The sequence below is a fragment of the Streptomyces erythrochromogenes genome, from assembly GCF_040684695.1.
In the GTDB taxonomy this organism is placed as follows: Bacteria; Actinomycetota; Actinomycetes; order Streptomycetales; family Streptomycetaceae; genus Streptomyces; species Streptomyces erythrochromogenes_C.
Genome location: NZ_JBFBGM010000039.1, coordinates 1 through 12,187, shown reverse-complemented (window position 1 = coordinate 12,187; position 12,187 = coordinate 1). Strand labels below are relative to the sequence as shown.

Annotated in this window: 13 protein-coding genes; 7 read left to right on the top strand and 6 right to left on the bottom strand. The window is 73.2% G+C overall.

The window, feature by feature from the left end:
• Positions 1–105 precede the first annotated feature (105 nt).
• The 5 genes from AB0O53_RS35840 to AB0O53_RS35820 all read left to right on the top strand — a co-directional run bounded on the left by AB0O53_RS35840 (position 106) and on the right by AB0O53_RS35820 (position 5,705).
• The gene (locus AB0O53_RS35840; protein ID WP_365201243.1) at positions 106–747 is read left to right on the top strand and encodes a class I SAM-dependent methyltransferase; all 642 of its coding nucleotides are present in this window, start codon (positions 106–108) and stop codon (positions 745–747) included.
• Between the two features lie 88 nt (positions 748–835).
• Complete coding sequence (locus tag AB0O53_RS35835) at positions 836–1,843, top strand: N-acetylmuramoyl-L-alanine amidase (protein ID WP_365201240.1); 1,008 nt, start codon at positions 836–838, stop codon at positions 1,841–1,843.
• 155 nt (positions 1,844–1,998) lie between these two features.
• On the top strand, positions 1,999–2,820 hold the full coding sequence (locus tag AB0O53_RS35830; RefSeq protein ID WP_351000402.1) for a hypothetical protein: 822 nt from the start codon (positions 1,999–2,001) through the stop codon (positions 2,818–2,820).
• 179 nt (positions 2,821–2,999) lie between these two features.
• Positions 3,000–4,592, top strand: coding sequence for a peptidoglycan recognition protein family protein (locus tag AB0O53_RS35825; protein ID WP_365201236.1), 1,593 nt, complete (start codon positions 3,000–3,002; stop codon positions 4,590–4,592).
• Positions 4,593–4,694: 102 nt separating this feature from the next.
• The gene (locus AB0O53_RS35820) at positions 4,695–5,705 is read left to right on the top strand and encodes an LLM class F420-dependent oxidoreductase (protein WP_351000396.1); all 1,011 of its coding nucleotides are present in this window, start codon (positions 4,695–4,697) and stop codon (positions 5,703–5,705) included.
• 19 nt (positions 5,706–5,724) lie between these two features.
• Here the strand turns inward: AB0O53_RS35820 and AB0O53_RS35815 are convergent, their stop codons facing one another.
• From AB0O53_RS35815 to AB0O53_RS35805, 3 genes are all read right to left on the bottom strand, one after another.
• Positions 5,725–6,159, bottom strand: coding sequence for a hypothetical protein (locus AB0O53_RS35815; RefSeq protein WP_365201233.1), 435 nt, complete (start codon positions 6,157–6,159; stop codon positions 5,725–5,727).
• Between the two features lie 141 nt (positions 6,160–6,300).
• Positions 6,301–6,684 carry a hypothetical protein gene (locus AB0O53_RS35810; protein WP_351000390.1) on the bottom strand — a complete coding sequence of 128 codons (384 nt, stop codon included), beginning with the start codon at positions 6,682–6,684 and terminating at the stop codon, positions 6,301–6,303.
• Between the two features lie 84 nt (positions 6,685–6,768).
• Positions 6,769–7,407: a hypothetical protein gene (locus AB0O53_RS35805; RefSeq protein ID WP_351000388.1), complete on the bottom strand. Its 639-nt coding sequence runs from the start codon at positions 7,405–7,407 to the stop codon at positions 6,769–6,771.
• 112 nt (positions 7,408–7,519) lie between these two features.
• On the opposite strand from AB0O53_RS35805, the gene AB0O53_RS35800 reads away from it, so the two are divergent.
• Entirely contained in the window at positions 7,520–7,822 is a 303-nt protein-coding gene (locus AB0O53_RS35800; protein ID WP_351000385.1) for a hypothetical protein, read from the top strand.
• An 81-nt stretch (positions 7,823–7,903) separates the two neighbouring features.
• Here AB0O53_RS35800 and AB0O53_RS35795 read toward each other — a convergent pair whose 3' ends face one another.
• The 3 genes from AB0O53_RS35795 to AB0O53_RS35785 form a co-directional block, all read right to left on the bottom strand.
• Positions 7,904–8,986 (bottom strand): prenyltransferase/squalene oxidase repeat-containing protein, encoded by a 1,083-nt coding sequence (locus AB0O53_RS35795; protein ID WP_351000382.1) that lies wholly within the window; start codon positions 8,984–8,986, stop codon positions 7,904–7,906.
• Entirely contained in the window at positions 8,983–9,717 is a 735-nt protein-coding gene (locus tag AB0O53_RS35790; RefSeq protein WP_030852354.1) for a class I SAM-dependent methyltransferase, read from the bottom strand. Before AB0O53_RS35790 ends, AB0O53_RS35795 begins: the two co-directional genes overlap by 4 nt.
• Before the next feature lie 64 nt (positions 9,718–9,781).
• The gene (locus tag AB0O53_RS35785) at positions 9,782–11,101 is read right to left on the bottom strand and encodes a glycosyltransferase family 4 protein (protein ID WP_351000379.1); all 1,320 of its coding nucleotides are present in this window, start codon (positions 11,099–11,101) and stop codon (positions 9,782–9,784) included.
• Between the two features lie 217 nt (positions 11,102–11,318).
• Here AB0O53_RS35785 and AB0O53_RS35780 point away from each other — a divergent pair, with 217 nt between their 5' ends.
• Positions 11,319–11,942 carry a TetR family transcriptional regulator gene (locus AB0O53_RS35780; RefSeq protein WP_136234630.1) on the top strand — a complete coding sequence of 208 codons (624 nt, stop codon included), beginning with the start codon at positions 11,319–11,321 and terminating at the stop codon, positions 11,940–11,942.
• The last annotated feature ends 245 nt before the right edge of the window (positions 11,943–12,187 follow it).

Genomic DNA, 12,187 nt, shown 5'->3' with positions numbered 1-12,187 from the left:
CCCTGCCGTAGCCGGCGGGCCGGTCGGAGCCGACCCCGCCCATGGACCACTACCGGCGGGTAGGGCAGCATGGGCCGCCACACGCAGCTCAGCAGGAGGAACAGCATGGCCACGCCCAAGCCGGAGACCCTCGCCGCCTTCGAGGCCGCCAAGGGGTTCATGCCCGTACGGGAGGGCCTCGCCCTGTACGAGGCGGCCGCCGCGGCCGGGGCGCTCGGGCTGCCGCTGCTGGAGGTCGGTACGTACTGCGGGCGCTCCACCATCCTGCTGGCCGACGCCGCCCGCGAGGCCGGCGTGGCCGCGATCACCGTCGACCACCACCGGGGCAGCGAGGAGCAGCAGCCCGGCTGGGAGTACCACGACCCGACGGTCGTGGACCCGGAGGTCGGCCTGATGGACACCCTGCCGACCTTCCGCCGCACCCTGCACAAGGCCGGGCTGGAGGAGCACGTGATCGCGATCGTCGGCCGGTCCCCGCAGGTCGCGGCGGCGTGGGGCGGCAAGCTGGGCTTCGTCTTCATCGACGGTGGCCACACGGACGAGCACGCGACCGGCGACTACGAGGGCTGGGCCCCGCACGTCGCGGAGGGCGGCACGCTCGTCATCCACGACGTGTTCCCGGACCCGGCCGACGGCGGCCAGGCCCCGTACCGGATCTACCTGCGCGCGCTCGCCTCCGGCGCCTTCGAGGAGGTCGCGGTGACCGACTCCCTGCGCGTCCTGCGCCGCACCGGCCCGGGCATCTGACACCCGGCCGCCGTTCATATAAGCGCACCACGCCCCCGGATGGCTCAGTCCCGGCCGGGCCGGCGGGCAGCGGTCTAGCATCGCGGACGTGCGCTACGACGACAGCCCCCCGCCCCCCGAGTCCGGCTCCTCGGCGAATCCGGACCGGCACTGGTTCACCCGACGCTCCACGCTCGTGGTCGGGATCGCCGCACTCGCCCCGGCCTGCCTCGCGGGCTGGGTCCTGACCCAGGCACTGTCCGGGACCGGGCCGGACTCCGGCCGGTCCGGCCCGGCCGCGCAGCCCGCCTCGCACTCGTCCCTGGCGCCGGGCCAGCGGGACGCGAAGCCCGGCTCCACCCCGAGCACGAGCCCGACCACGAGCCCGACCGGCAGCCCGAGCACGACCGCGGCGGCCCCCGTACCGGCCCCCGCCAAGGGCCCGCTGGCCGGCAAGACCGTGGTCGTCGACCCCGGGCACAACACCGGCAACTTCAAGCACACCGACGAGATCGACCAGCAGGTCGACATCGGCACCAACCGCAAGGAGTGCGACACCACCGGCACGACCACCAACTCCGGCTACATGGAGGCGGAGTTCACGATGGACGTGTCGAAGCGCCTGCGGACCGCGCTGGAGGCCCAGGGCGCGAAGGTGGTCCTCACCCACGAGACGGGCGCCCGCCCCTGGGGCCCGTGCATCACCGAGCGCGCCCGGATCGGCAACGAGGCGAACGCCGACGCGGTGGTGTCCGTCCACGCCGACGGCGTCTCGGCCGGCAGCCGCGGCTTCCACGTCATCCTCCCGGCCAAGGTCAAGAGCGGGGCCGCGGACACCGCGAAGATCGTGGGCCCCTCCCGCGAGCTGGGCGAACGCATCGCCGGGAACTTCGCCCGCACCACGGGCTCGGCGCCCGCCAACTACCTGGGCGGCGGAACCGGCTTGGTGGTCCGCGACGATCTGGGCGGACTGAACCTGTCAACTCGGCCCAAGGTGTTCATCGAATGCGGCAACATGCGTGACGCCAAGGACGCGGCGCAGTTGACGAGTCCGGAGTGGCGGCAGAAGGCGGCCCAGGGCATCGCGGACGGCATCGTCGGCTTCCTGGGCGGGTAGTCCCTCTCGGGCCTCCCGCCGGGAGGCCCGCCGCCCCGATCCTCTCGGTTGCGGGATACATCCGTACCATGGTGCCGCCCGCCCTGCTGCGGGCACGATCTGCGCTGCGACCGCGGCACCACGAGACGACCGAGACCGAGAAGGACACCTAAGACGTGAACATCCGCTCCCTCACTCGAGGCGACGGCGTGGTGATCGGAGCAGCGGTGCTGCTGTTCATCGCCTCGTTCTTCGATTTCTACTCCACCACGGGTGGCGACCTGCCGAGCGCGTGGGACACCGACGCCTACCGCCTCGTGCTGCCCAGCGTCTTCCTGCTCGGCTTCATCGCCACCGGTCTGCTGATCGCGGGCCGCTTCCAGCCGGAGAGCCGCAAGGTCCTCGGCATCCCGCTGGCGGCGTGGGGCACGGTCCTCGCCGTCTCGGCCGCCTGGTCCGCGCTGTGGGCGCTGATCACCTGCCCGAGCACGCTCGACCTGGGCGCGGGCGCCGTCCTCGCCTTCCTCGGCACGCTGGCCCTGGCCGGCGTGGCCCTCTTCGGTGCGAAGGTCCCGGCGCTCGCCGGCGCGCTGCTGCCGGAGGCCCGTCCCGCCGCGCCCCAGCCGTACGGCGGCCAGCCGCAGCCGGGTGCCGGGTACGGCTACCCGGGCGGGCAGCAGCCCTACGGTTCCACGCCGCAGCCCGTCCCCCCGTACGGCGGCACGCCGAACCCGGCGCCCGGCCCGCACGACTCGGGCGCCGGCCACCAGGCGGCCCCGACTCCGGCTCCGGCGTCGGACTTCAGCCCCTTCTGGTTCGCGGTGCCGGTGGCCCGTCCGCTCCTCGCGGAGGACGGCTCGTCCGCGCAGATCGCCGAACTCGCTCCGGGCACCTGGTACCTGGCGGTCGAGCAGCGCGGCGGCAACGCCCTGATCGCCCAGACGCAGGACGGCCGTCGCGGCATCCTGAACCACACCTCGGACATCCAGCGCGGCTGATCCGATCCGCGTCCGCCCTTCCGGGCAACGCTTTCCGTCCCCATGTCGCCCCACCGGCCCGGCCGGTGGGGCGACGTGCGTGTGCGCCCCGATCGGTAGAGATCAGTAGCATCGCCCGTGACCAGTACTCATATCCGATGAGTTGCAAACGGGTGGGAAATAACGTGATAGCAAGTCGCATGCGCGGTACGGCTCTCGCCGCCGCGCTCGGCGTCGTGACGACGCTGTGCCTGCCGGGGACGGCCGTGGCCGCCGGACCCGGTCCGGACCGGGCGGGCAGCAGTGCTTCCGCCGGGACGAGCGGCCCGGTGGAGGGCACCGTCCGCAGGCTCGCGCTGGAGCCGAGGAGCGCCACCGAGGCGGCCGTCTCCGCGCAGGACACCGAGCGCTTCGGGCTCATGGGCGTGTCCTGGAAGGACGCCTCCGCCGAGGTGCAGGGGAAGATCGAGGCCCGCAGCCGCAACGCCGAGACCGGGGCGTGGACGCCGTGGGTCGAGCTGGAACCGCTGAAGGCCGGCCTCGACGGCGTCCGCCCGGGCGCTCGCGGCGCCACGGAGCCCGTGTGGGTCGGCTCGGCCGACGGCGCCGAGGTGCGGGTAGGCGGCGGCTCGGCCGCGCTGCCCGCAGGCCTGGAGCTGGACCTGGTGGACCCGGGCACGGCCGGGCGCACCGGTGCCGCGAAGTCCGCACCGGGCAGGGCCGCGCGAGCCATTGCGGCGAAGTCCGCGCCCGCCCCGGGCGCCCGGGCGGCGGCCGCCGCCGCGGCGGCCCCCGGTCCGGAGTCGACGGCGCCGCGACCGGACGTCGTCACGCGCGCCCAGTGGGGCGCCGACGAGTCCCTCAACAACGAGGGCCCGCTCTACCTCGCCGGCGGGAAGATCAAGGCGCTGTTCGTGCACCACACGGCGGCCTCCGCCCCGTACGAGTGCACCGACTCCGCGGCCATCGTCCGCGGTCTGCACGTCTACCACGTGAAGACCAACGGCTGGCGCGACGTCGGCTACAACTTCCTCGTCGACAAGTGCGGCACCCTCTTCGAGGGCCGCCAGGGCGGCGTGGACCGGCCGGTGATGGGCGCCCACACCTACGGCTTCAACTCGGAGTCGACGAGCGTCGCGGTCCTCGGCGACCACACCAGCGCCGGGGCCTCGCCCGCCGCGCTCGAAGGCATCGCGAAGATGGCGGCGTACAAGCTGGGCCAGTACGACGTCGACATGAACGGCACGACGACGCTGACCGCGGGCGCCACGCAGAAGAACTACGCCGGCACCAGCTTCACCGCCGGGCAGCCGTATCAGTTCAGGACCGTCTCCGGGCACCGCGACGGCTTCAACACCGAGTGCCCGGGCCACCAGCTGTACCCGCAGCTGGACACGATCCGGACCTCGGGCCCCGCGGCCCGGCTGAAGATCGGCGCCGTGAACGGACAGGCGGTCGCGCCGGGCGGCACGGCGACGACCCCGGGGCCGCTGGTGGTCGACTTCTCCACCAGCACGGCCGCATCGCTGGTGAGCTCGTTCGAGCTGCTGGTGGACGCCGCGCCGGTCGCGACGGTCGCCGGTGACGCCACGCGCGTCGCCACCGTGCTCGGCCAGGGCACCCACCGGGTCCAGATCCGGGCCACCGCCCAGAACGGCAAGGTGTCCACGAGCCTCCCGGTCACCGTCGAGGCGGAGGCCCCGGAGGCCCCGGAGGTTCCGGAGGTCCCGCAGGTCCCGGAGGTCCCTGAGGCCCCTGAGGTCCCTGAGGTCCCGGGTCACTCCGGCACGTAGCCGACCGCGTCCGGCGCGACGGCCCCCCGCCCTTCCGGGCGGGGGGCCGTTGCCCTACAGTCACCTGACGCATCGTCAGTTCCGGCTGGAGGGACCCGCCCCATGCGCCTCGGACTCGCACTCGGCTACTGGGGCCGCGGCCCCAACCCCGCCCACCTCGACCTCGCCACCGAGGCCGAGCGGCTCGGCTACGACTCCGTGTGGACCGCCGAAGCCTGGGGCTCCGACGCCTTCACCCCGCTGACCTGGATCGCCGCGCACACCTCACGGATCCGCCTGGGCACCGCCATCGCGCAGATGGCCGCCCGCACCCCGACCGCCACCGCCATGCACGCCCTCACCCTGGACCACCTCTCCGGCGGCCGGATGATGCTGGGCCTGGGCCTGTCCGGCCCGCAGGTCGTCGAGGGCTGGTACGGACGCCCCTTCCCCGCGAGCCCGCTGACCGCGACCCGGGAGTACGTCGACGTCATCCGCCAGGTGCTGCGCCGCGAGGGCCCCGTCACCCTGGACGGCCGCTTCCACAGCCACCCCTACCGCGGCGAGGACGCAACCGGCATCGGCAAACCCCTCAAGCCCATCACCCACCCGCTGCGCGCCGGCCTCCCGCTCCTCCTGGGCGCCGAAGGGCCGAAGAACATCGCCCAGACCACCCGCATCGCGGACGGCTGGCTGCCCCTGTACTGGTCGCCGACCCGCACCGACGTCTACCGGGCCTCGCTGGCCGACCTCCCCGAAGGCTTCATGATCGCGCCGATGGCGCGGGCGCACGTCTGCGACGACGTCACCGAAGGACTGCTCCCGGTCAAGGCCATGCTCGGCTTCTACATCGGCGGCATGGGACACGCGGCCCGCAACTTCCACGCCGACCTGATGGCGCGCATGGGCTACGAGGAGGAGGCCCGCCGCATCCAGGAGCTCTTCCTCGCGGGCCGCAAGGAAGAGGCCGTCCTCGCCGTCCCGGACGCGTTCGCCGACGAGATCTCGCTGGTCGGACCGCGCGAGCGGATCGCGGAACGACTGGAGCTGTGGCGCAAGGGCCCGGTGACGGACCTCCTGGTGACCGCCCCCGACCCGCACACCCTGCGCGTCCTCGCGGAACTGCGCGGCTGAGGCCCGCGCCCCGGACGGCTCAGCGGCGGTACACGGAGGCCGGCCCCGCCATCGTGGTGCACCCGCCGCCCGGAGCGACGGCGCACAGGTAGAGCGAGGCGTTGATCGCCGGGCCCCGGTAGTGCACGGGGACGGTTCCGGGGCCGCATATCCTCCCCGCGTCGCGCATCCCGCTCGGGAAGCCGAAGACGAACTCCGCGACCACCGCGCTGTAGCAGCCGGAGCCGGTGTTGGTCAGGGTGCCGTCGACGGTGAGGGTCTGCGAGAGGGTGTGGCCGTCCTCCCGGGTGACGGTGGTCCAGGCACTGGCCCCGCTGCCGCTCGCCGTCTGCAGGTTCAGCGACCAGGGCAGGGGCTCGGTGGTGGTCACCGTGTCGGCGGCGGCCGACGGGGCCAGTCCGACGGCGGCGGCGGTGACTGCGGCGGCGGCGAGCGCCGTGGTACGGATGCGCACGGGCGTGCTCCTCCAGGCTCGGGATGCGTTGCTCGGGCGACCATCGTGTGCCGCGCACCCCGCCCCCTCAAGGAAAGGCCGGACATCCACCCCCACAGGCGCGGAATTCCGGCGTCCGGTGGACGGGACGCCCCAATCCGGCTAATCCGCCTGCGGCAGGGCCTCCAGCAGCTCGCGCACGTCCAGCGGCATCACGGCGATCTCGATGCTCCCGCCGCCGTCGTAGGCGCAGGTCACGATCCGCGAGCCGGGATTGATGGAGATCCCCTCCTTGATCGACGGCACCCGCAGGCCGGTCGCTCGTCCCCCGGGCAGCTCCACGGCCGCCCCGCGCTCGGGAACCCAGCGGGCCGCGCCCCCGTCGGCGTACACCCGCCCCGGCCGCCAGCGGCCCGTCCCGGCCGGCTGCCGTGCCATCCCGGGAATCCCCGGCACGGGCGCGGCGCCCGCCCGCTCCCGGTGCTTGCGCCGCACCAGCCACCCGACCCCGACGACCCCGCCGGCCAGCAACACGTACTCGATCACCCGCCCATTCAAACAGCTCGAACGGCCCCGCGGCCGAGGGGGCGGTGACGCCCGCCCCGGCCACGGGGCCGCCCGAGGGTGGGGCTAGCCGCCGAGCTGGGAGGCGCTCGGGACCTTGTTGGTCACCTCCGCGCCCGCGCTCTTGCCGGCCTCCTTCACGCTGTTGATGACGTCGTCGAAGGAGGAGATGTCGGCGTCACCCGCCTGGCCCTTGCGCAGCTTGCTGCCGAGACCCTTCAGCGACTCGATGCCCGCCGTCAGCGGGGCCACCGCCTTCGCCAGCAGCGGGTCGCCCTTGGCGTTGTCGGCCGCCGCCTTGAGCCGGTTGTAGGCGAACGCGCCCGCCAGACCCGCCTTGATGAGCGCGAAGGTCCGGCCCTTCGCCCCCTTCTTGAACTTGCCCTCGCGGTACGGCTTGACGATCCACTGGTACGTGGCGCCCGCCGCGAGCGACGCGTTGGCGACGAACCGCGTCTTCGCGAACTTCTGCTTCTCCGCGGACGTGCTCGGCGAAGGCGTCACCGCCGCCCGCTCGTCGGCCTCCACCGCCACCGGCTCCGCGGCGGCGAGCGCGGCCAGCTCACCCATCGAGGCCGCGGACAGCTCCTCCCGCTGGGTGCCGCCGCCACCGCTGCCACAGGCGGTGGCACCGGCGAGCAGCGCGGTCGACAGGACCACCGCCGTGAGGGCGCGACGGAATCGGACGGTCGTGGGTACGGACACGGTTTCCTCCGGGGACTCAGGCGTCACCCGCAGCCTCACCCCGGCCCTGCGGGCCCGCCACCCGGCGGACCCGTTCGGGTTTGCGACGCGCCCGGGCGGCAACACGCGCAGCATGACCTCACACACGCGAGTACGCACCCGAGGAAGCAGTCAGGCAGGCCGGGCCGTCGCTCTGGTGGCGGACGTGCTTGCCTTCGTGATCGTCCTGTGGATCCTGCTCTGGTTCCTGGACGCCAACCAGGGCAACGAACTGGTCAACTTCATCCACGACGCCGCAAGTTGGCTGGCCGGCTGGTCCTACGACCTGTTCACCTTCAGCCGCGAATGGGTCCAGGTCGTCGTCGGCTACGGCCTGGCCGCCGTCGTCTACGTCCTGGTCGGCCACGCCGTCGCCGGCTGGCTCTACCGCCGCTGACGCCGCGCGCCCCGCGCCACGCGGAAGGGGCCCTCCCCGCCATCGGGCGGGAAGGGCCCCCTTCCGTACGTCGGCTCCGGCTCAGCCGCAGCAGTCCGGCTCCAGCCCGGCCGGCAGCGAACCCCCGCCGAACACCTCGGTGGTGGCCTCGTCCCCGCCCAGCGCCGCGACGGCCAGCAGCAGCGACCCGGCCGTCCACGTCGTCTGCTCCACCGGCCACACCGCGTCGTCCTGGAAGACGTACCCCGTCCAGTACATGCCGTTGTCCGCGCGCAGGTGACCGATCGACCGCAGGACCTCCAGCGCCCGGTCCGACTCCCCCGTCGCCCACAGCGCGATCGCCAGCTCGCAGGACTCGCCGCCCGTCACCCACGGGTTCGGCAGGACGCACCGCACCCCCAGGTCCGGGACCACGAACTCGTCCCAGCGCGCGGCGATCCGCGCCCGCGCCTCCTCGCCCGCGAGGGCGCCCCCGAGGACCGGGTAGTACCAGTCCATCGAGTAGTGGTCCTTGTCCAGGAACCGCTCGGGGTGACGGCGGATCGCGTGCCGCAGCGCGCCCGCCGCGAGCTCCCAGTCCGGCTGCGGCTCCTCGCGGTGCTCGGCGATCGCCAGCGCGCAGCGCAGCGCCTGGTGGATGGAGGACGACCCGGTCAGCAGCGCGTCCGTGACCGGCGTACCGTCCGCCTCCCGCTTCCAGCCGATCTCGCCGCCCGGCTGCTGGAGCGACAGCACGCACTCCACCGCCGAGTACACCGACGGCCACATGCGGTCGAGGAAGGCGTCGTCGCCGGTCGACAGGTAGTGGTGCCACACGCCGACGGCTATGTAGGCGGTGAAGTTGCTCTCGCGGCTCGCGTCCTGCGGCTCGGCGGTGTCGACACCGTCCGGCCGGTCGGCGTAGGCCGCGTACCAGGAACCGTCCTGGTTCTGGTGCCGGGCCAGCCACGCGTACGCCCGCTCGGCGGCCTCGTGCTCCCCGGCCGCGTCCAGCGCCATCGCCGCCTCGGTGTGGTCCCACGGGTCGAGGTGGTGGCCCCGGAACCACGGGATGGCGCCGTCGGCGCGCTGCACCGCGAGGATGCCCGCCACCGTCTCGGCGGCCTGCTCCGCGGTCAGTACGCCGTCCAGGACGAGGTGTTCGGTACGCCCCGGCGAGCTCACTGGGCCGCGCCGACGGGGAGGTGCGGCTTGGTCGCGTACGCGACGAAGCTCTTGCCGATGAGCGGGTTGAGGGCCTGCTCCGCGAGCCGTGTCGCGAGCGGCTTCTTCATGATGTCCCAGACCAGGAGCTTGTGGTACGCCTTGACCGGCAGCGCCTTGTCGTTGTCCACGCCGAAGGCGCACTTGAGCCACCAGTACGGCGAGTGCAGGCCGTGCGCGTGGTGCGTGCCGTACGGCTTCAGGCCCGCGGCCCGCATCTTGCCGAGCAGCTCGTCCGCCTTGTAGATGCGGATGTGGCCGCCCTCGACCTCGTGGTAGGCGTCGGACAGCGCCCAGCAGATCTTCTCCGGGCCGTAGCGCGGGACGGTTATGGCGATGCGCCCGCCCGGCTTGAGCACGCGGACCATCTCCGCGAGTACGCCCTTGTCGTCGTGGATGTGCTCCATCACCTCGGAGATGATGACGACGTCGAAGGAGTCGTCGGGGAAGGGCAGCGCCAGGGCGTCGCCCTCCATCGCGGTGGCGGTGGCACCGGCCGGGGCCTCACCGGCCTCCTTCATCGCGGCGAACCACTTGGCGACCTCGCGGATCTCCTCACCGTTGCGGTCGACGGCGACCACCTGGGCGCCTCTCCGGTAGCACTCGAAGGCGTGACGGCCCGCGCCACAGCCGAGGTCGAGTACGCGATCGCCTGCGGCGAGCGGGAACCGGGAGAAATCGACGGTCAGCACGGGGTCCTGCCTTCGCGGTCGCGGGGGTGTACGGGGGTGGGGACGGTGTGGAGGGGGCGGAAGGTCACCGCGCGCCGCGGCTGCGGGCGGCCCGGGACTCCTCGATGGCGGCACGGTAGTGCGCGGCGGTTCCCCGCGCGGCCGCGGCCCAGGTGAAACGGGTCAGGACCCGTTCGCGTCCGGCCGCGCCGAGGCGGGCCCGCAGCTGCGGATCACCCAGCACCCGGCCCAGCGCGGCGGCCAGCGCGCCGGCGTCGCCGGGCGGCACCGCCAGGCAGGTCTCGCCGTCGGGGCCGGCGACCTCGGGGATCGCACCGCCGGTGGTGGCGACGAGCGGGGTACCGGTGGCCATGGCCTCGGCCGCCGGGAGCGAGAAGCCCTCGTACAGCGACGGCACGCACGCCACCTGCGCGCTGCGCACCAGGTCGACGAGCTCGGCGTCGGTGATGCCCTTGACGAAGCGGACGGCGTCCTGCAGCCCGTACGTCTCGATGGCGCGGGCCACGGGGCCCTGCTCGGCGCGCTTGCCGACCACGACGAGGTGGGCGTCGGGCTGCTCGGTGCGCAGCTTCGCGAGCGCCTCCACGAGGAAGACCAGGCCCTTGAGCGGCACGTCGGCGCTGGAGGTGGTCACGATGCGGCCGGGCACCTCGGCCACCGACGCGTCGGGCGACCACAGGTCGGTGTCGGCGCCGATGTGCACGACGTGGATGCGGTCGTCCCGCACGCCGAGGTGGTCGGCGATCTCCTGCCGGGAGGACCCGGAGACGGTCAGCACCGACGGCAGCTTGCGGGCCACGCGGCCCTGCATGCGGGTGAAGGCGTACCAGCGGCGCACGGAGGCCCGCTTCACGCGGCCCTGCGCGGCGTCGAGGTCGAGCTTGCGGTCGACGGTGATGGGGTGGTGGATCGTCGTCACCAGCGGCGCGCCGAGGTCGCCGAGCAGACCGTAGCCGAGGGTCTGGTTGTCGTGGATGACGTCGAACTCGCCCGCCCGCTCCCGCAGATGGCGGCGGGCGCGCAGCGAGAACGTCAGCGGCTCGGGAAAGCCGCCGGTCCACATCGTCGCGACCTCGACGGCGTCGATCCAGTCCCGGTACTCGTCGCGCTTCGGCGTACGGAAGGGGTCGGGGCTGCGGTACAGGTCCAGGCTCGGGAGTTCGGTGAGCGTGGCACCCGTGTCGAGCACCGGGTAGGGCTGCGCGCCGATGACTTCGACGGAGTGCCCGAGACGGACCAGCTCCCGCGAGAGGTGCCGGACGTAGACGCCCTGGCCGCCGCAGAACGGGTTCCCTTTATAGGTGAGGAGGGCGATGCGCAGCGGACGCTCGCCGTCGTCGGCGGGACCCGCGAAAGGGCTCGTCGCCACGGCCTCAGCGGTCACTCTCGGCCCCCTTCTCACTGCACTTTCGCCGGAGCGTAACCGCTCGGATAATGTAGAACAAGTTTCAGACTTGATCCGTCTAAGAGCATTGAATCTACCGGCCGGAAACCACACCGTAAGAGGTGGAGCAGGTGATTCGCGCCACGACGCGGCGCCTGCGATGCTGGCTGCGGATCAGCACCGGAGACAGCCCGCGCAACGACACGGAACGGGACACATGAGTGCGGAAGTGAAGGCCGTCACCACACCGGCGTCGCCTCCCCTGACGGAACGCCAGGAGGCACGCCGCCGCCGGATCCTGCACGCGAGTGCCCAGCTGGCCAGCCGGGGCGGCTTCGACGCCGTCCAGATGCGCGAGGTCGCCGAGGCCGCCGGCGTGGCCCTGGGGACGCTCTACCGCTACTTCCCGTCCAAGGTGCACCTGCTGGTCGCCACCATGCAGGACCAGCTCCAGCACATGCACACCACGCTGCGCAAGCGCCCGCCCGGCGGCGACGAGCCGGCGGCCCGGGTCGCGGAGACCCTGATGCGCGCCTTCCGCGCCCTCCAGCGGGAACCGCAGCTGGCCGACGCGATGGTGCGGGCACTGACCTTCGCGGACCGCAGCGTGAGCCCCGAGGTCGACACCGTGTCCCGCCTGACCACGGCGATCATCCTGGACGCGATGGGCCTGGAGCACCCGCCCACGGCGGAACAGCTCTCGGCGGTCCGCGTCATCGAGCACACCTGGCACTCCGCACTGATCACCTGGCTCTCGGGCCGCGCCTCGATCGCCCAGGTCAAGATCGACATCGAAACGGTCTGCCGCCTGATCGACCTGACGTCCCCGGAAAAGTCCTGAACCGACCGCTGCGCGGGGCGGGGCGGGGCTTCGGCGGGTCGGGGGCCGGGGGTCGGGAGGCGCGGGATGGTGTGGGGCGGCAGCCGGCGGGACCGGGGCGGAAGGCGGGGCGGTGACTTCGGGTGGGCAGGACCCACTCGGGCGGTATCTGAGCCGTTCTGGGGGTTTTTCCGTCTGTCCGATGGTTTTCCGGGTCGTGCCGGTCCCTCAAGGGCGCTCCTGCGTCGCGTCGCGTTGCGATGGCC

Coding starts and splice junctions, on each gene's coding strand:
- AB0O53_RS35800 (WP_351000385.1), top strand. CDS start 7,520: ATGACCTCACACACGCGAGTACGCACCCGAGGAAGCAGTCAGGCAGGC.
- AB0O53_RS35780 (WP_136234630.1), top strand. CDS start 11,319: ATGAGTGCGGAAGTGAAGGCCGTCACCACACCGGCGTCGCCTCCCCTG.
- AB0O53_RS35840 (WP_365201243.1), top strand. CDS start 106: ATGGCCACGCCCAAGCCGGAGACCCTCGCCGCCTTCGAGGCCGCCAAG.
- AB0O53_RS35825 (WP_365201236.1), top strand. CDS start 3,000: ATGCGCGGTACGGCTCTCGCCGCCGCGCTCGGCGTCGTGACGACGCTG.
- AB0O53_RS35820 (WP_351000396.1), top strand. CDS start 4,695: ATGCGCCTCGGACTCGCACTCGGCTACTGGGGCCGCGGCCCCAACCCC.